Here is an 18775-nt window from a genome sequence, read left to right on the forward strand (position 1 = left end):
CCAGGATCAAACTCTCCAATAAAGTTAGTTTGTCTAGCATCTAAAAATAAAAATTGACGTTTCACGTTGTTTGTTTCGTTCAGTTTTCAAAGAACTACTCGGTCGCTCATTTGCGACTTCCTTATGTTAACATCTTCGTTTTCCGATGTCAACTAAGTTTTTTAATTTCTTTTTTGTCGTTTTCTGCGTTTCCGCATCAGCGACGGTTATTAATATATCATGTAGTATATAAGGGGTCAATACTTTTCATAAAAAAATTTCACATCCCGTTAAAATCTTAAAACCATTATAGTCTCCCTTCATTCTGCATCATACTCCATATCTCATATCTTATCGGTTTATCACGTTTACGAACGAGTGAAAATTCTAAATTTTATGTTATATTATTATTATAGGAGTGTGATGCAAATGAGCATTAAGTATTCGAACAAAATCAATAAAATCCGGACCTTTGCATTAAGTTTAGTATTTATCGGCCTCTTCATTGCATACTTAGGTGTCTTTTTCCGTGAAAACATTATTATTATGACAACATTTATGATGGTTGGCTTTTTAGCTGTTATCGCTAGTACTGTCGTTTACTTTTGGATTGGCATGTTATCTACTAAAACTGTACAAATTATTTGTCCAAGCTGCGATAAGCCGACCAAAATGCTCGGTCGTGTCGACGCATGTATGCATTGCAACCAACCTTTAACAATGGATCGAAATCTAGAAGGAAAAGAATTTGATGAGAAATATAATAAGAAGAGCTATAAATCATAGGCATATATAGGTACAATGTGCCCTTACAAACCTAAACGTTAAAAGGTGATTTCTTAACAAAGAAATCACCTTTTGTATTTATCTTTAATTAAATTAGGTTCTTCACTGAACGTTTTAAATCCTCCTGAACCTAACGTAATTCCCATATATAATAAAGAAAGAGGGAGACGTTTACGTCTCCCTCTTTCTTTATTATATATTACGCCTTATGACACTCTGGACAAACGCCATAAATTTCTAAGCGATGACTATTAATAACGAAGCCTGTCGTTTTCGCAGCTTCCTCTTCAATCTGTTCCAAACCTCCATAAGGAAAATCAACAATCTTACCACATTTTTCGCAAATCACATGATAATGTTGACTTGTAACATAATCAAATCTACTTGAAGCGTCTCCATAAGTTAATTCCTTTACAAGTCCAACCTCTTTAAATACACGTAAGTTATTATAGACAGTTGCAACACTCATATTTGGAAACTTACCTTCTAATGCTTTATAAATGTCATCCGCTGTTGGGTGCGTCATAGATTCCACAAGGTACTCTAAAATAGCATGACGCTGTGGAGTAATGCGTACACCCGTATTTTTCAGCATTTCTAGCGCTTCTTTTAATTCTTCTTTGACCACCGTCATGCACCCCGATTCTATACGGATTATTATTTTATAATTCTTATAAAGAGTGTACTCCTTTTCTTATAAATCGTCAATATTTCTACTATAAGTATGTGGTTTATTTTTGTATATAGCCTTATTCTTATATATCCTTCCCCATTTTCTATACATTTACATAGAAAAAAAGTGCGACATAATCGCACTTGGAATACTATCATCTGAGGAGGTATGCCCTACACTTCACTTTATGTAAGACGATAAAATATGTATAGACACTCGCCTTACTTCTATATATTTTATCTCCACAATGGATTTACTTTATATAAGAAAGAACCTCTTCAGTATGTCCCTTCACTTTCACTTTACGCCACTCTTTTACAAGCTCACCGTCTTTATTAATAAGGAATGTAGAACGCTCGATTCCCATATACTCTTTTCCAAAGTTCTTTTTCAATTTCCAAACACCGTATAATTCCGCTACCTTATGATCTTCATCTACTAAAAGTACAAATGGAAGCTCATGCTTCTCAATGAATTTCAGATGTCTGTTCGCTGAATCAGGACTTACACCAAGAATAACTGTATCTTTCTCTTGAAATAATCCATACGCATCGCGAAAATCACATGCTTCAGTTGTACACCCTGGAGTCATATCTTTCGGATAAAAATATAGCACTACGTTTTTACCACGAAAATCAGCTAAGCGAACTTGTTCCCCGTTACTTCCCTCTAATGTAAATTCTGGAGCCATTTCTCCTACTGTGATCATTGTTATCACTCCTACTCTTTTCTTTTACTATATCAAATGCTACCTTATTTTTCATTGTCTATTACAGACCTCATTACAAAAGCAAACGGTAATGTATATCCAATTAGCGCTTCTGCAATCGCAATCCATCTCCCTATTCCAATTGGAGCTATATCACCGTACCCAACGGACAATAAAGTAACCGCGCTAAAATATAAGCAAATTTCTACAAGTTGAAAAGATTGGGCATGCAAGCTATCTCCATCTTCTTTCAAAACTGCAAAACCCATTTCTTCTAATACAACATAACTTAACCCAAACGCAATCAATACCGTTGTATAAATTAAAAATAAGGAGGCTAAATTATAAAGCGAAAAGAAACGCCTAGAATCTGAATATGAACTCCATAACAATTGGACACTTCTCAAAATAGCAATTGCTGCAATTAATAGAATAAATCCCCATAACATGTCCTCCACCTCATTTTATATGTATGAGACAGCCATTGGATTTATCCCTTAGAAACAAACAAGCTTCTATAATTAATTCCCAGCACCACGGTACCTTTTTACTCCTTGGTTCCAAAGAGTAATTGCAATCGTAAAACAGATAACACCAACGAATGGTGTTGCAAATGCATAGCTATTCCACTCTGTTTTTCTTAAAAAGTATGCTGCTGGATACACTCCGACAAACGCAAATGGTAAAACAAACGTTAAAATGAAGCGAATCACACGGTTATAAATGTTAACAGGATAGCGACCATAGTTACCTATGTTATACATTAGCGGCATAATTGAACTTTTCGCATCCGACCAAAAACCAAGGCTCGCAAGCGTAACAAATATCCCTCCATATACAAGTGCTCCTCCTCCTACCATCAGTAAGAATAAGAAGAAATCGTACCAGTAAAAAGATAATTGCAGCTCCACTGCTGCATATCCCATTACAATTATTCCTGTAATCGCTCCAATTAAAGATTCAAGTTCCATTCTTTCTAATATAATTTGAAATAAACTATGAATCGGTCTCGTTAATATACGATCCATTTCTCCTTTAATAATATAACGATCATTAAAGTCCCATATGTTAAAGAAAGCTGAGAAAATGGCAAACGGCACTAAAAAGAAACCATAAATAAAGATTACTTCTTCTCTACTCCAGCCCTTTAATGCTTGTGTATGCCCAAACACAACGAGAATAAAGATTAAATTAACAGCCTGTAGTGCTAAATCAGAAAGTAATCCAACGATAAAATCGCCCCGATACTCCAATTTTGTTTTTATATATTGGCTTGCATATTGCAAAAATAGGTTTATATATATCATCTCATCATCCCCCTTGTACAATTAGACGTTTTCTCGCCGTTCTCCACATGAGTACAATTGGAATAATAAGTACAATTGCCCAAATTACTTGGAATAATAATGCCTCATACAATTTACTTCCTTGTATACCTTCTGAAAAAATCATACTTGGAATATAACTAATCGCCTGAAACGGTAAAAACATCATTGCCTTTTGGGCCCATAACGGATAAAAACTAATTGGTAATAATAGACCTGAAAATAAATCAATAACAACACGTTTCGCATACATAATTCCACTATTATTAAATAGGAAGAACGTGAGCATTCCAGTCATTAAATTAATTTGTGTATTAATAATAAAACTAAATATTAAAGATAAGAAGAAATATAACCACGTTTGAAAATTCGTTGTAATTTGCAATGAAAATAATAAGGTAACGATAACCATACCTGGAATTGAAAAGAAAGCAAAACGAAATATTCCTTCACCAAGACCTTGCATCACTTTCATGCCTAAGTAGTTATATGGACGAATGAGTTCTACTGCTACACGTCCTTCTTGAATCTCCATCGCAATTTCCCTGTCTATATTATTAAAATAAAAGGCACGTGCCATCCACGCAATTGCGATATAAGTAGTCATTTGCGAAATAGATAAACTTTCAATATTCTCTTTTCCACTATAAATTGCTTGCCATAAAAAATAATACGCACCGATATTAATTGTATAAATTAAAATCCCGCTATAATAGTTTGTACGATACGCAAGCATCATTAAAAAGCGAATCCGAATCATTTCAATGTACTTACCCATGTTTAATACCTTCTTCATAAATGTTACGAATAATTTCCTCTGTAGACACTTCGTTAATTTTTAAATCTTTAATTTGAAAGGCTTGTACTACTTTAGAAATAAGCATTGAAATGACAACTTCTTCATTCGGTATTTTTGCAACCCACGCGTTTTCCTCTTTCGCTTTCGACCAAACGACATGACTATCTGGCATAACCATTGATAAAGCCTGATAGGAAACTGGTGCAATAAATTGAAAATGGATTTCCTTCTCTGCTCCCCACTGTGTACGAAGATTATTTAAAGAACCGTCATACATAATATTTCCTTCATCCAGCATGATAACGCGCTCACATAAAGCTTCAATATCAGTAATATCATGGGTTGTTAATAAAATTGTTGTTTTATAACGTTCATTCATTTCTTTTAAAAATTCACGTATTTTTAATTTCACAAGAACATCCAACCCAATTGTTGGTTCATCTAAAAATAATAACGGCGGATTATGAATTAATGCTGCCGCTAATTCACAACGCATTCTTTGACCTAGAGATAACTTTCGAACTGGCTTATCTAATAAAGGACCAATATCTAACGTTTCAATTACGTGTTCCATATGCTCTTTATACTGAGCGTCTGATACACCGTATACTTTTTTTAATAAACGAAAAGATTCTTGTACAGCAATATCCCACCAAAGTTGTGAGCGTTGACCAAAAACAACACCAATTGTTCTTACGAATTCTTCTCTCTGCTTATGCGGGTTCATCCCATTTACTAAAATTTCTCCTGATGTCGGAGTCAAAATCCCCGTAAGCATTTTAATAGTTGTTGATTTACCAGCACCGTTCTCACCGATATATCCAACCATTTCGCCTTGTTTCACATTAAAAGATACATCATTTACTGCTGGTACTATTTTATAATTACGATTTAATAAATCGCGAAAAGCACCCTTTAATCCCGGACGACTTGAATAGGCTGTAAACTCTTTACGTAACCCTTGTACCTCAATTACCGATTTCATAATCGGACCCCCTTCCTAAATGTCACAACGAATAGTTTACCCAACTGCCTTCTCTATCACAAACAATACGTCTTTTCGAAAAACATGTTAGAATAATACATAGATTTTTGTAAGGAGATGAATTGTAGTGAAATTCACAAAATCAGAAGCATTACATAAAGAAGCTTTAGAACATATCGTTGGCGGCGTTAATAGTCCTTCTCGTTCTTTTAAAGCAGTTGGCGGCGGCGCCCCTGTTGCTATGGAACGTGGAAAAGGTGCTTATTTCTGGGATGTAGACGGAAATAAATATATCGATTATTTAGCAGCATACGGTCCTATTATTACTGGACATGCTCACCCGCACATTACAAAAGCAATTACAACAGCTGCTGAAAATGGTGTACTTTACGGAACACCAACAGCACTAGAAGTAAAATTTGCAAAAATGTTAAAAGAAGCAATGCCTGCATTAGATAAAGTCCGCTTCGTAAACTCTGGTACTGAATCAGTAATGACAACAATTCGTGTCGCTCGTGCTTACACAGGCCGCACAAAAATTATGAAATTTGCTGGTTGTTACCACGGTCATTCTGATTTAGTACTTGTAGCAGCTGGATCTGGCCCTTCTACGCTAGGAACTCCAGACTCGGCTGGTGTACCACAAAGTATCGCTCAAGAAGTTATTACCGTTCCATTTAATAATGTAGAAACTTTAAAAGAAGCCTTAGATAAATGGGGACATGAAGTAGCAGCTATCCTTGTAGAACCGATTGTTGGAAACTTCGGTATTGTAGAGCCAAAACCTGGTTTCCTTGAGAAAGTGAACGAACTTGTTCACGCAGCTGGTGCACTAGTAATTTATGATGAAGTTATTACTGCTTTCCGCTTCATGTACGGTGGTGCTCAAGACTTACTTGGCGTAACACCAGACTTAACAGCGCTTGGTAAAGTTATTGGCGGCGGACTTCCGATCGGTGCTTATGGTGGTAAGAAAGAAATTATGGAACAAGTTGCCCCGCTCGGACCTGCATATCAAGCTGGTACAATGGCAGGAAATCCTGCTTCTATGGCATCCGGTATCGCTTGTCTAGAAGTTCTTCAACAAGAAGGTCTTTATGAGAAATTAGATGAACTTGGTGCGATGCTTGAAAAGGGAATTTTAGAGCAAGCTGCAAAACATAATATCGATATTACATTAAACCGACTAAAAGGTGCTTTAACTGTATACTTCACAACAAATACAATTGAAGATTACGATGCAGCACAAGATACAGACGGTGAAATGTTCGGTAAATTCTTCAAGCTTATGCTTCAAGAAGGAGTTAACTTAGCACCTTCTAAATACGAGGCATGGTTCTTAACGACAGAACATACAAAAGAAGATATTGAATATACAATTGAAGCTGTAGGCAGAGCATTCGCTGCTTTAGCGGATAATAAATAATCCCTTCATTAAAAAGGAAAAAAGAAAGCACATCTTTCTTTTTTCCTTTTTTCTATTTCATAAATCCCTTATTAATAGTATAATTATTCATAATTATCTGTTTTATTTTTCTTTTATATCCTTACTATCCTTGTATATAAGGCTGCTCACGCCTTTAATAGTAAGATTATTCAAACTTCAATAAGAGGGGGGATTGGCGGATGCTCAATAAAACAAATACATGGACACCGTCTTTATTTCGAGATTATAAAAATGCAGAACATGATGCGTGTGGAATCGTTTCCGTTATGGAGAAACGCAAAATTCCTACAAAAGAAAACATTGACCTTTGCATACAATCACTTGTCAAAATGAATCATCGAGCTGGTTTCATTAATGGTGAAGGAGATGGAATCGGAATTCACATTGATGTCCCAAAAGCACTTTGGAATGAAAAGCTGAAAAATAACGGATACAATCCAACGATTGTGGATCATCCCCACTTTATCGTTGGACATTTTTTTCTAAACAAAAACGCAAATATCGTTAATTTAAAAAATCATATTCGTACGCAATTAAATAACGAAAGTTTTACTATTATTTTTGAAAGTGATGATGTAATAAATTCCGATGCACTCGGTCCACTTGGTAAACAGGAAGAACCTTTATTTTGGCAAGTTGCTCTTATCGCAGAAAATAAAGGTGAAAATATTGAGCAAACATTATTTTCAGTAACGATAAAAATAGAGGAAAACGAAGCGATTCATGTTGCTTCATTAAGTCGTGACCATGTTGTATATAAAGTTCTAGGCGCTGGGGATACACTTGTTGCCTATTACAACGATTTACAACATCCACTTATCGCTTCAACTATGACACTAGGACATAACCGCTATTCTACTAATACATTATCTAATTTTTTTCGTGTACAACCATTTAGCATTCTCGGACATAATGGTGAAATTAACACAATTGCAAAATTACGTGATCAAGCTGACATGATTCATGTTCCACTTACTGCTGGGGGCAGTGACTCCCAAGATTTAAACCGCACCTTAGAAACTCTACTTGTTCAATACGACTACAGTTTATTTGAAGCAATGGATATACTATTCCCACCAATTATTAATGAAATGAAACTTTATGAACCGCATTTACAAGATTTATATACGTATATACGTGAAGCTTGGGGCCATTTTGCGCAAGGTCCAGCTGGTATTATTTCACGTTATAAAGATGAGGCTGTTTTCAGCGTTGATTCCCTTGGACTACGACCAGTATGGAAAGTAGAGACAGCGAGTTCTTATGTTTTCTCTTCTGAACCTGGAGTTGTATCACCAACTGAATATGTAGCAGAACCAAAACCACTCGCTCCTGGAGAAAAAGTCGGTCTAAAGTGGAATGAACAAGATGAACTTGTACTCTACGAATACGATGACTACCAAACTCAAGTATATAACCGTTTTAAAAAGCGAGTTAATACTAAAGATTATCATTTAAACTTATTTATCCCTGAAACGAAAGAAATCCCAGGATTATGTGATTCTATACAAGTCGAAACGAAACAATACGTTGCTTTTGGATGGGACCGAGAACATATTCAGCTTCTTGAACAGATGGCAACAAAAGGCGTTGAGCCAATTCGCTCACTTGGGCATGACTCACCACTTGCAGCACTCGATACTGATAGACGAAATATCGCTGATTTCATTAAGGAAAGTGTAGCCGTTGTTACAAATCCAGCAATCGATCGTGATCGAGAGGTCGAGCACTTCTCCACACGAACAATACTTGGAGAGCGCCCAAGTTTATTAAGCGGAGCTAAACAGCCATTTGTAGTTGAGATGCTTTCCCCCATTATTTTAGAAGGAAGTGTAGCACAATCTATTACAGAGGAATTACACACAATTACGTACGAACAACTTATAGAGCTATTCAATACTCATAGCTCTATCGCTACAATCTCTGCTACATTCAGTCAGGCAGAAACTTTACAATGCGCCTTAAATCGAATTAGTTCTGAAGCGATAAAGGCCGTGAACGATGGAGCTTCCCTACTATTAATAGACGATGCCAACGCTCATCTAAATGAACAGTTATGGATTGATCCGCATTTAGTTACCGCTAAAGTACATCAAGTATTAAGCGAAAATAAATTACGCCGAAACTGCTCTCTCGTTATACGTTCTGGTGCCCTTCGCTCCTTACATGATATCGTCACACTATATGGATTAGGAGCAGATGGTATGAATCCATATTTATTATTTGCAACCGTAAATGATGGAACAAAAACGCCAATTACGAATTTGTATAATGCTCTTAATAAAGGACTAGAAAAAGTCATTTCAACAATTGGAATTCATGAATTACGTGGTTACGGCCGCCTCTATTCTTCTATCGGATTACATGAGGAGATCGCAAATATATTACAAATTACGAATTTCTTCGGTTCAAATGATTTAGCTTTTTCACTTGAATCACTTGCTGAAGATGCACAATTGCGAGCGGATGATTATAACAATCCTAAAGTTAGAATGCGAAAATCTTTTCATATATTCCCGCGAATTTGGAAAGCAATCGGCGATGTCGCAAAAGGAAATTCTTATGATGATTACCGTGACAAATTAAGTGAGTTAGAAGAAAATAATCCAATCGCGATTAGACATCTTGTTCAAACGAAAGAAACAAAACATGTCGTTCCGGCTGAAGAAGTATCCATCAGCATTCAAAATCATGATTTACCATTTATTATTAGTTCCATGTCATTCGGTTCTCAAAATGAAATTGCCTTTCGTGCATATGCAGAAGCGGCCGATCAGCTAAATATGATTAGCTTGAACGGTGAAGGCGGCGAAATTAAAGATATGATTGGAAAATATCCACATACACGTGGACAACAAGTTGCATCTGGGCGATTTGGTGTAAACGCCGAACTACTAAATTCATCAAACTTAATTGAAATAAAAATTGGGCAAGGCGCAAAGCCTGGTGAAGGCGGACATTTGCCTGGTTCAAAAGTAACAGCAAAAATCGCTGAAGCGCGTAATGCTACAATTGGCTCTGATTTAATTTCACCTTCTAACAACCATGATATTTATTCCATTGAAGATTTAGCTCAAATGATTACAGAAATTAAAACGGCTAATCAACTTGCGAAAGTAGCTGTAAAGGTCCCTGTTGTCCCTAACATTGGAACAATTGCTGTCGGTATCGCAAAGGCTGGTGCTGACTTTATTAACATTAGCGGATTTGATGGTGGTACAGGTGCCGCACGTATTCACGCATTGCAACATGTAGGCCTTCCTGTAGAAATTGGTGTGAAAGCCGCTCACAATGCTTTATTAGAAGCAAATATGAGGCAAAAGGTAGAAATTTGGGCTGACGGTGGTATTCGAAGTGTTAATGATGCCTTGAAAATCATGCTCCTCGGGGCAAACCGTATTGGATTTGGTACATTATCCATGATTGCAATCGGCTGTACAACTTGCCGCGGATGTCATCTAGATACTTGTCACGTTGGAATTGCAACACAAATTGAGTCTGAAGCTCAGGCGAAAGAACACGGATTACGGCGCTTCGTCCCGCGCGAATTAGAAAGCGCCGTTGCTGGATTATTACATTTATTCACCACTTTTGGCGTAGAACTAAAACGATTAACAGGAAATCTTGGTTATACAAATTTACAAGAAATTGTCGGACATTCCGATTTATTAGAACAAGTTCGAGGCGAAAATTTATTAGACTTATGTAATTTACTACAAACGATAGAACACCCATCTGTTACAAAAAAAGAATACGTACCAGAAAAACAATTTGAAACAGTTCATTCCCCTCATTCAAAAGAATTAGTAGGCGTTGGCGTAGAGCAACGCGTTATGGGTGGTCTAGAATCTTGCTATCGCGTTCGTAGTAAATTATATGAAGACACGAAGCTTGAACCACTTACATTAAAGTATACGAATGGCTCTATTCCTGGAAATGGATTAGGTGCTTACAATAGTGAAAACTTATTTATACACGTAAATGGCGGTGCACAAGATGGTATTGGTAAAACCTCCTTTGGTGGTGGTATTTATATAACGAAAGCAAAAGGAAAAGACGGCATATATTATAACGGTTCTGTCGGAAAAGGTTTTGGGTACGGTGCACAAAAAGGATCGCTATACGTTCAAGGTAACGCTGATGCTCGCGCTGGCATTCGCCTCTCTGGAGCAGACATGATAATTGGAGGGCGAATGACAAAGCCACTCCGTGAAAAAGAGCAAGGGAATATAGGTGTATACTCTAATATTAAAGGTTTCGCTTTTGAATATATGACAAATGGGCGAGCGCTTGTTTTAGGGGATCCTGGTCCATGGATTTGTGCTGGTATGACTGGTGGTGTTGTTTATTTACGTCATGATTCAAGCTCAGGTTTAACAGAACACGCCTTAAAAAGAAGAATCGCAAAAGGGGCAAATGTTACATTACAACCAATTAGTAAAAACGGCGTGCAAGATGTGACTGAGTTATTGCTAGATTATATTCGTGTATTAAATGAACATGAGCAATACGAGGAAGTTGCTTTATTAACACCGTTACTCGATGATATGCAGCAACAGTTTTTTGAAATTATCCCGAAAAAAGAGCAGACTGATCCATCTATCTCAACAGAGTGATATACCAACTTTTCATTTTCAAGAAAAAATTGACGAAGTACACTTCTCATAGTAATCTATAGTAACAATTTGAAACCTGCTGAAATTCAGCAGGTTTTTTTACTAAAAATTGATGTTTAAAAAGAATTAGGAAAAATTATAAAATGAATCTCAATTTCTTATTAACGTCACTAAAATATCACTTGCTAACATATTGTAATGAATGTATAGTATCATGTTGTACATTCATTATGACAAGAGAAAGGATCTTATTAAGGGTATGAAACTTGGTGCTCGCATTTTAAAAACGGGTATTGCCATCACATTAGCTTTATTTGCTTGTATTTTACTTCAATTACCGAGTCCGGTATTTGCGGGAATCTCAGCTATATTCGCTGTTCAACCGTCTGTATACCGTTCGTATTTAACTGCACTTGAACAAATTCAAGCAAACGTCATTGGTGCGGTATTCGCTATCGCATTCGCTACTGCTTTTGGACATAATCCTTTTATTATTGGATTAACATGTATATTAGTAATTGCGCTTACGTTACAATTACGATTAGAAAACACAATATCAATTGCTTTAGTAACAGTTATCGCCATTATGGAGTATCAAGGCGAAGATTTCTTTAGTTTTGCCTTACTTCGCTTTGCGACAATTATGATTGGAATTATCGCGGCTTCACTTGTAAATTTAGTGTTTATGCCGCCAAAATACGAAACAAAGCTATACCATCGTATCGTTGATAATACAGAAGAAATTGTAAAATGGATTCGAATGAATAGCAGGCAAGCTTCTGATTTTACAACGCTAAAAACTGATATTGATCGTATGAAAGAAAAAATGATCAAACTAAACCACTACTATTTGCTGTATAAAGAAGAAAGAAGCTACACGAAAAAAGTACAGTTCGCAAAAATTCGTAAGCTCGTTTTATTTAGACAAATGTTAGCGACGACAAGCCGTGCTTTAAGTACGTTAAAATCATTACATCGTACTGAAAATGAACTGCGCTATATGCCAGAAGAATTTCAGGAATCTATCCAAAACGAACTTGACTCATTAACCCATTACCATGAACAAGTTTTATTAAAATTTATTGGTAAAGCAAAAAAACAACAATCCGTTGAAATGCTTGATGAAGTTGAAACAGGTAAACAAGAATTAATTGATATCTTTATGGATTATCAAAACAAGGACGATGAGGAAGCGTATAAAACATGGCTACACCTCTTCCCTCTTATTTCTGCCATTATTAACTATAGTGAAGAAGTAGAGCATTTAGATTTACTTGTGGATAGCTTCTACACATACCATAAACCAGAAGCAGAACTCCAAATCGAAGATAAAAAAGAAGACGAATAAAGAAAACAGCTCCTTTTACGCTAAAGGAGCTGTTTCTGTTATATGTTGAAGTTGATATAAATTGTAATAAAACCCTCTTTTTTTCATTAACTCTTCATGAGAACCTGTTTCTTTAATTTCACCATCTTCAATGTAAATAATCGTATCCACATGTGTAATCGTCGCCAATCGATGTGCGATTACGATCGTCGTCCGATCAGCAGCTAGCGTCTGAAGCGCCTGCTGAATATACCGTTCATTTTCTAAATCTAAAGCGGAAGTCGCCTCATCTAATATAAGTAACGATGGATTCTTTAGAAACACTCTTGCAATCGCTACACGTTGCCTTTGCCCACCGGATAACTTCACACCGCGTTCCCCAACGACAGTATCATAGCCATCAGGTAACTCTATAATAAAATCATGGATTTGCGCAGCTTTAGCAGCTGCAATCACTTCTTCCTCTGTAGCTTTCGGGTTTCCATATAAAATATTTGCCCCGATTGTATCACTAAATAACAAATTATCTTGCAGTACAATTCCAATATGACTACGTAAATTTCTCATATCATACTTTCTAACATCTATCCCATCTACATAAACTGCACCTGAAGAAACATCATAGAAACGTGGGATTAAGCTAGCAAGAGATGACTTCCCTCCTCCACTTGCTCCTACAAGTGCTACCTTCTCTCCTGGCAACATAGTTAACGAAAGGTTATGTAATATCTCTTTTTCATCCGAATTGTAACGAAAAGATACATTATCAAATATCACTTCACCATTTAATTTTGTCGTTTGTATCGCACTTGGCACATTGACAATATCGTATTTTTCATCTAACAATTCAAACACTCGATCCATCGATGCGAAAGACTGTGTTAATGTTGTAGAGGAATTGACAAGGCGGCGAAGCGGACTATACAAACTATCCATATATCCAACAAAGGCAACCATAGTCCCTAATGTTAACTGTCCCTGAATTACTTCATATGCTGCAAAACCGATCACCAGTAACGGGCCTAAATCAGTTAACGTATTCACTGCTGAAAATGTCCTTGCAGTCCAACTCGTATGCGTTAATGCTTTCGTCAAAAATTCATTATTTCTTTTTTCAAACTGCTTACCCTCATACTCTTCTAATGCAAAGCTACGTGTCACTTGCATCCCTTGAATACGTTCATGTAAATACCCTTGCATCGTTGCTAACGCTTGCGAACGCTCTTTCGTTAATTTTCGAAGACGCCCGAAAAAATATTTCACTGCCATTACATAAATAGGTAAAATTAATAACGCAACAAATGTTAATTTTATATTCATAGAAAACATAACAATAATAGCAATTGCAATTGTTGCAGTATCTAGCCAAACATTCATCAAACCAGTAATTACAAAATCCTTCGTTTGTTCTACATCATGGATTACACGTGAAATAAGCTCTCCTGTTTTTGTATTCGAATAATAGCGTAAACTCAACTTTTGTAAATGACCAAAAATATGTTTTCGTAAATCATATAGTATTGTATTTGCGATACGCTGCGCGAAATATTGACGATAATATTCAATTGGCGGTCTTACTACTGCAAAAATAAAAAAAGCAATCCCAACGGCTGTTACTAATTGGGATGTTTTATCTTGAAGTGATCCTCCCCCTTGAATTACATCATCGATAATATATTTTAATAACCACGGCATAATAAGCGGGATGCCGAATTTAACTAGACCAATCATAATCGTAATAGCAATAAGCCATCGATACGGTTTAACAAATTGCAAATATCTTTTTATACCTTGCACATAATCCCCCCTCTAATAGGACAAACCTGCCGGGAAATCCCCTGCAGGTTTGTTTTAATTTCTGTACATTAAATATCTTTCATACCACATATCTACGAAATCTGGCGCGAATGGCCCTTTTCTTTGATGAATCCATTGTGTTAATTGTGCTACATTTCGTTTTAAAATAGTATCAATAACAGGTGGATACTGCATAATTTGACTATGCTTTTCATACTCATCTTCATCTAAAAGCGTATATGTCATATCTGGATATACTTTAATATCTAAATCATAATCAATGTACTTTAATGCTTCAGAATCATATGCAAAAGGTGAGCCTAAATTACAATAATAATATACTCCCTCTTCCCTTAGCATCCCAATCACATTAAACCAATAGTTTGCATGAAAATAACAAATTGCTGGTTCACGAGTAATCCATGTTCGGCCATCTGATTCTGTCACTACTGTACGATCATTTGCTCCGATCACAAGGCTCTGTGTCCCTTTTAAAATTGTTGTCTCTTCCCACATTCTATGAATGGAGCCATTATGTTTATAACTATGTATTTGTACTTTTTCTCCTTCTTTGGGAAATCCCATATATGCTCCCTTCTTTCAACTGCAAATGCCCTTTGAGCTGCATTCACTTTTTTTCTATTATAACTTTTTTGTCGAAATTTTAAAACTAAAGCGACAAGACTCTATTTTTCACACTAAATACTATATCCCTAATCTTCTTAGGAGACGAGGCCTTCGCTGAATGATTTACAAACGAGGAAATAGAAATAGAAATAGCCCTTCCTTATTTCTATCTAAAGAAGGACCTTTCACCGGAAGGTAACAACATGCCTTACCCTAAATTCGAAATCATTTTTTCAGTCTCAAAAGATTGAATCACACTATTTGTTTGCTCTTCAAATTTCTCATGTAACAGTTTTAACGCTAATTCTGTTCTATATATTTCTTGGCGGATAAAATGTAATTCCTTTTTATCGCACGTATCCTTTTCGCTCATTTCAATTTGCTGATACTTCTCTAGATGAGCTTGTAACTTTAACAACTCATCCATCGTTTCCAATTGCTCTCCTACCAACTTATCAAAGTCGTTCATTACTTACCCCCTTTTGGACTTATTTATCAGTTATTCTTCCTCATTACATATTTCTCATCTTTAACTTCCTTCTCCTTTGACTACATTTGTTGACTTATTAGAAGTTATGTCGTTCACTTTATGTTCATTACTATGACCCAGGCACAAAGAAAACACTTCTCCCGAATTAGAGAAGTGTTTTTCTTTCATTACTGATTTGAACTAGAAGATTGTGATTGTTTTGCAGCTGATTGTGCATTTTGTTTTTTCACAGCATGCACATCTGTTTCAGTTGCGAATTCTGTACCATAACTAGCGTTTGCACTTTGTGCACCAGAAGCTTGTGCTTTCTTTGCTTCTGATTGTGCATTTGCTTGTTTTACTGCTTGTACATTTGTTTCAGTCGCGAACTCTGTACCATAACTAGCATTTGTACTTTGAATGCTAGCACCAGAAGTTGCCTTGTTATAACCTTGTTGTTTTTTACTCATCTTTCTCACCTCCACAACCAATAATGTAACCAATTCACTTAGAAGTTATCCGTGATTTTCTTTTTTTAATCTCCGTATATATCTCTTATCACTCATTCAAACTATAGGAGATGGAGGTGGAAATATGTATATAGGACGCGATATGACTGAACTAACGATGGTTTCAAAAAATGAGTGGAAAGAAGATGAATTAGCTTATTTTCATCACTCATTACAACAGATTTTGCCGTATTTAAATGCAGAAGGTCAAAGTATCTATAAAGAAATTGTAGTAGAAATTGAATCAAGAGGTGGCTTACAACAAGGTGAAGCTAATTGGACTCATGGGACAAAAATTTCTTACGATTAAAAAAGTGTTCCCAATCTAGGGAACACTTTTTTAATTTATCCCGCTTTAACGGGCAGTAAGACCCCAACCTCAAAATGCAGCGAAAGCAAAGAATTTAGGTGGGGGATCAACTGCCCATAAAAGTCCGATTGGTTCAACTAATAATCAGTGGGGGATGAAGAAAAACCCCACTGATTAAAGTTTCACTTTATTGCATTGTAATTTTCTCAACGCAATTCTCATAAATCGTACGATGCGATTTCGAGAATGGTAACTGCTCAAATGCTTCTTTCGATACAAATTTCAATGTATCTGTTTCAACAATATCACCAGTTACTTTTCCGTAAAATACGAATATATCCCAAGTGCGATGTGTAAATGTATGTTGTACATTCATTGCGTATTCTTCAATAGAAATCGAAAGCTCAAATTTTTCTTTCATATAATCTATAAGCTGTTCCTTCTGATTACGAATCCCTTCGCCAAGTTCAATATTCGGAAACTCCCACATGTTAGCTAATAAACCGGTACTTGGACGTTTATTAATGACGTAACGACCATCTTCTGTTTGAAGTACTCCTGCAACAATCGGTACCATCGTAGGGGCCTTCGCTTTACTTTTTACTGGTAACTCCTTTTGAACACCTTCAGCATATCCCCTGCAATGCTCACGTACAGGACAAAGTAAGCATGCTGGATTTTTAGGAATACAAATCAGTGCTCCTAATTCCATCAAACCTTGATTAAAATAAGATGGATTTTCAGCCGAAATAATTTCACGCACAATCTCTTCGAATACTTTTCTAGTTTTCGGTTTTGCAATGTCATCCCATACTGATAAAATGCGAGATAATACACGCATAACATTTCCGTCAACTGCCGGCTCTGGTATACCATATGCGATACTTAAAATAGCACCTTTTGTATAGGGACCGACTCCCTTTAATTTCTCAATCTTCTTTACATCACTTGGTACTATCCCGCCGTATACTTCTTTTACTTCTTTTACGGCTGCATGTAAATTTCGCGCTCTAGAATAATAGCCTAAACCTTCCCATGCTTTTAACACTTCTTCATCATCAGCATTTGCCAAAGCTTCTAGAGTAGGAAACTTCCCCATAAAATTCGCGTAATATGGTTTTACAGCTTCTACCCTTGTTTGCTGCAACATAATTTCCGAAACCCAGACGCGGTATGGATCTTTATTTTTACGCCACGGTAAGTCGCGTTGCTCTTTTTCAAACCAACCAATTAAATCATTTTGAAACTGCTCTATGTTAAAATTATTTAATATTTCAAGTGTCAAACTTGATCCCCCTCATTTTTTTGCATATAAGTACTATTATAAAGATTTTAGGAAAAAATTTAAGTAAGATGACATAGGAAATAGAAGGCAAAGGACTTGAGGTATCGAATAAAAAGAGTTACATTAATAAAAAACGGAGGTGGATTTCTATGGACACAGCCACTCACCTTGTTATGGGCGTTACTCTAGGCAGTTTGGCAACGTTAGATCCAGCCATAGCACAAAGTGATATTGGGCCACAAGCAGTTATGCTTGCTACAATTGCCGGTTCCAATATTCCTGACATCGATACAGTTTTAAAATTGCGTAATAACGCTAAATATATAAGAAATCATCGCGGGATTACTCATTCCATTCCTGCAGTGATTCTTTGGTCATTCCTTATAAGTGGCATCTCTTTCGCCTTCTTTTCAGACGCTCCATATTTGCATCTACTACTTTGGTCATTTATTGCCGTCTTTCTTCATGTCTTTGTAGATATTTTCAACGCCTACGGTACCCAGGCATTACGGCCCTTTACAAAAAAATGGGTAGCGCTCGGCATCATTAATACATTTGATACCGTCATTTTCTTTATCCACCTACTCGCGATTGCTTGTATGCTTGTAGGTTCCCATAAAGGATATACTGCCTTAGCAGCGTATATATTGATGATTATTTACTATATCGGACGGATTATGATGCATAGAAACATACGTAGCGTCGTATATAAACGTTTCAATCATGTGGAGAAAATAATCATTTCCCCTTCTTACAGATTTTATCATTACCATTTAGCAATCGTTACAACTGATTATTACTACGTTGCTAGATGGCATCGTGGTAACATCATGATATATGATAAGTTTGACCGGGTACCGTTCCCAGATAATGCTATTATGCGCGCAGCTAAACAAGATGAAAACATCTCAGCATTTCTATCTTTCTCCCCTGTGTATCGCTGGGACATTTTCGATTATGATCATTATTACGAAGTTCGCTTCATTGATTTGCGCTATCGCAGTAAAGATTATTATCCATTCGTTGCAATCGTTCAACTCGACCACAATTTAAATATTATTAGTTCCTATACAGGATGGATTTTTAGTGAAGAAAAACTTCGAAAAAAACTGGAATTACTTCCACATTAAAA

17 protein-coding genes are annotated in these 18775 nt (G+C 36.3%); 6 read left to right on the top strand and 11 right to left on the bottom strand.

The genetic code is table 11. The annotated features are described in order from the left end of the window. The first annotated feature begins 408 nt into the window (after positions 1–408). A complete protein-coding gene (locus ACLBWW_RS26345; RefSeq protein ID WP_000025063.1) occupies positions 409–765 on the top strand; it encodes a YgzB family protein in 357 nt (118 codons plus the stop codon). 199 nt (positions 766–964) lie between these two features. Here the strand turns inward: ACLBWW_RS26345 and perR are convergent, their stop codons facing one another. From perR to ACLBWW_RS26375, 6 genes are all read right to left on the bottom strand, one after another. Beyond that, positions 965–1393 carry a peroxide-responsive transcriptional repressor PerR gene (gene perR / locus ACLBWW_RS26350; RefSeq protein ID WP_170956976.1) on the bottom strand — a complete coding sequence of 143 codons (429 nt, stop codon included), beginning with the start codon at positions 1391–1393 and terminating at the stop codon, positions 965–967. A gap of 298 nt (positions 1394–1691) precedes the next feature. Next, positions 1692–2147, bottom strand: a complete 456-nt coding sequence (gene bcp, locus ACLBWW_RS26355) for a thioredoxin-dependent thiol peroxidase (protein WP_048542083.1) — start codon at positions 2145–2147, stop codon at positions 1692–1694. Between the two features lie 44 nt (positions 2148–2191). Beyond that, positions 2192–2596: a potassium channel family protein gene (locus tag ACLBWW_RS26360; protein ID WP_048542085.1), complete on the bottom strand. Its 405-nt coding sequence runs from the start codon at positions 2594–2596 to the stop codon at positions 2192–2194. A gap of 72 nt (positions 2597–2668) precedes the next feature. Further along, entirely contained in the window at positions 2669–3454 is a 786-nt protein-coding gene (locus ACLBWW_RS26365) for an ABC transporter permease (RefSeq protein ID WP_000639385.1), read from the bottom strand. A gap of 4 nt (positions 3455–3458) precedes the next feature. Then, positions 3459–4250: an ABC transporter permease gene (locus ACLBWW_RS26370; RefSeq protein ID WP_000521517.1), complete on the bottom strand. Its 792-nt coding sequence runs from the start codon at positions 4248–4250 to the stop codon at positions 3459–3461. Then, positions 4243–5256, bottom strand: coding sequence for an ABC transporter ATP-binding protein (locus ACLBWW_RS26375; RefSeq protein ID WP_048542086.1), 1014 nt, complete (start codon positions 5254–5256; stop codon positions 4243–4245). Before ACLBWW_RS26375 ends, ACLBWW_RS26370 begins: the two co-directional genes overlap by 8 nt. Before the next feature lie 127 nt (positions 5257–5383). Here ACLBWW_RS26375 and hemL point away from each other — a divergent pair, with 127 nt between their 5' ends. The 3 genes from hemL (at position 5384) to ACLBWW_RS26390 (ending at position 12667) form a co-directional block, all read left to right on the top strand. Then, a complete protein-coding gene (gene hemL, locus ACLBWW_RS26380) occupies positions 5384–6682 on the top strand; it encodes a glutamate-1-semialdehyde-2,1-aminomutase (protein WP_048542088.1) in 1299 nt (432 codons plus the stop codon). Between the two features lie 200 nt (positions 6683–6882). Next, on the top strand, positions 6883–11319 hold the full coding sequence (locus ACLBWW_RS26385) for a glutamate synthase-related protein (RefSeq protein WP_048542091.1): 4437 nt from the start codon (positions 6883–6885) through the stop codon (positions 11317–11319). Positions 11320–11578: 259 nt separating this feature from the next. Further along, on the top strand, positions 11579–12667 hold the full coding sequence (locus tag ACLBWW_RS26390; protein ID WP_048542093.1) for an aromatic acid exporter family protein: 1089 nt from the start codon (positions 11579–11581) through the stop codon (positions 12665–12667). Between the two features lie 15 nt (positions 12668–12682). On the opposite strand, the gene ACLBWW_RS26395 is transcribed toward ACLBWW_RS26390, so the two are convergent. The 4 genes from ACLBWW_RS26395 to ACLBWW_RS26410 all read right to left on the bottom strand — a co-directional run bounded on the left by ACLBWW_RS26395 (position 12683) and on the right by ACLBWW_RS26410 (position 16009). Continuing rightward, positions 12683–14443 carry an ABC transporter ATP-binding protein gene (locus tag ACLBWW_RS26395; RefSeq protein WP_447614324.1) on the bottom strand — a complete coding sequence of 587 codons (1761 nt, stop codon included), beginning with the start codon at positions 14441–14443 and terminating at the stop codon, positions 12683–12685. Positions 14444–14497: 54 nt separating this feature from the next. Further along, a complete protein-coding gene (gene ntdP, locus ACLBWW_RS26400) occupies positions 14498–15028 on the bottom strand; it encodes a nucleoside tri-diphosphate phosphatase (RefSeq protein WP_000506626.1) in 531 nt (176 codons plus the stop codon). Positions 15029–15278: 250 nt separating this feature from the next. Beyond that, positions 15279–15539 carry a YgaB family protein gene (locus ACLBWW_RS26405; protein WP_000997582.1) on the bottom strand — a complete coding sequence of 87 codons (261 nt, stop codon included), beginning with the start codon at positions 15537–15539 and terminating at the stop codon, positions 15279–15281. A gap of 188 nt (positions 15540–15727) precedes the next feature. After that, a complete protein-coding gene (locus ACLBWW_RS26410) occupies positions 15728–16009 on the bottom strand; it encodes a gamma-type small acid-soluble spore protein (RefSeq protein ID WP_000039039.1) in 282 nt (93 codons plus the stop codon). Between the two features lie 124 nt (positions 16010–16133). Here ACLBWW_RS26410 and ACLBWW_RS26415 point away from each other — a divergent pair, with 124 nt between their 5' ends. Further along, positions 16134–16358, top strand: a complete 225-nt coding sequence (locus ACLBWW_RS26415; RefSeq protein ID WP_048542097.1) for a hypothetical protein — start codon at positions 16134–16136, stop codon at positions 16356–16358. Between the two features lie 187 nt (positions 16359–16545). Here ACLBWW_RS26415 and mutY read toward each other — a convergent pair whose 3' ends face one another. Next, positions 16546–17643 (bottom strand): A/G-specific adenine glycosylase, encoded by a 1098-nt coding sequence (mutY, locus tag ACLBWW_RS26420; RefSeq protein ID WP_048542099.1) that lies wholly within the window; start codon positions 17641–17643, stop codon positions 16546–16548. 149 nt (positions 17644–17792) lie between these two features. Between mutY and ACLBWW_RS26425 the strand changes: the two genes are divergently transcribed. Further along, a complete protein-coding gene (locus tag ACLBWW_RS26425) occupies positions 17793–18773 on the top strand; it encodes a metal-dependent hydrolase (RefSeq protein WP_048542102.1) in 981 nt (326 codons plus the stop codon). Positions 18774–18775 lie beyond the last annotated feature (2 nt).

This window comes from Bacillus sp. M5A3_1b (assembly GCF_053345335.1).

Excerpts from the sequence above, each read along its gene's own strand:
- ACLBWW_RS26415 (WP_048542097.1), top strand. The coding sequence starts at position 16,134 with ATGTATATAGGACGCGATATGACTGAACTAACGATGGTTTCAAAAAAT.
- ACLBWW_RS26365 (WP_000639385.1), bottom strand. The coding sequence starts at position 3,454 with ATGATATATATAAACCTATTTTTGCAATATGCAAGCCAATATATAAAA.
- ACLBWW_RS26360 (WP_048542085.1), bottom strand. The coding sequence starts at position 2,596 with ATGTTATGGGGATTTATTCTATTAATTGCAGCAATTGCTATTTTGAGA.
- ACLBWW_RS26405 (WP_000997582.1), bottom strand. The coding sequence starts at position 15,539 with ATGAACGACTTTGATAAGTTGGTAGGAGAGCAATTGGAAACGATGGAT.
- ACLBWW_RS26385 (WP_048542091.1), top strand. The coding sequence starts at position 6,883 with ATGCTCAATAAAACAAATACATGGACACCGTCTTTATTTCGAGATTAT.
- bcp (WP_048542083.1), bottom strand. The coding sequence starts at position 2,147 with ATGATCACAGTAGGAGAAATGGCTCCAGAATTTACATTAGAGGGAAGT.
- ntdP (WP_000506626.1), bottom strand. The coding sequence starts at position 15,028 with ATGGGATTTCCCAAAGAAGGAGAAAAAGTACAAATACATAGTTATAAA.
- ACLBWW_RS26345 (WP_000025063.1), top strand. The coding sequence starts at position 409 with ATGAGCATTAAGTATTCGAACAAAATCAATAAAATCCGGACCTTTGCA.
- ACLBWW_RS26410 (WP_000039039.1), bottom strand. The coding sequence starts at position 16,009 with ATGAGTAAAAAACAACAAGGTTATAACAAGGCAACTTCTGGTGCTAGC.
- ACLBWW_RS26375 (WP_048542086.1), bottom strand. The coding sequence starts at position 5,256 with ATGAAATCGGTAATTGAGGTACAAGGGTTACGTAAAGAGTTTACAGCC.
- ACLBWW_RS26425 (WP_048542102.1), top strand. The coding sequence starts at position 17,793 with ATGGACACAGCCACTCACCTTGTTATGGGCGTTACTCTAGGCAGTTTG.
- ACLBWW_RS26390 (WP_048542093.1), top strand. The coding sequence starts at position 11,579 with ATGAAACTTGGTGCTCGCATTTTAAAAACGGGTATTGCCATCACATTA.
- ACLBWW_RS26370 (WP_000521517.1), bottom strand. The coding sequence starts at position 4,250 with ATGGGTAAGTACATTGAAATGATTCGGATTCGCTTTTTAATGATGCTT.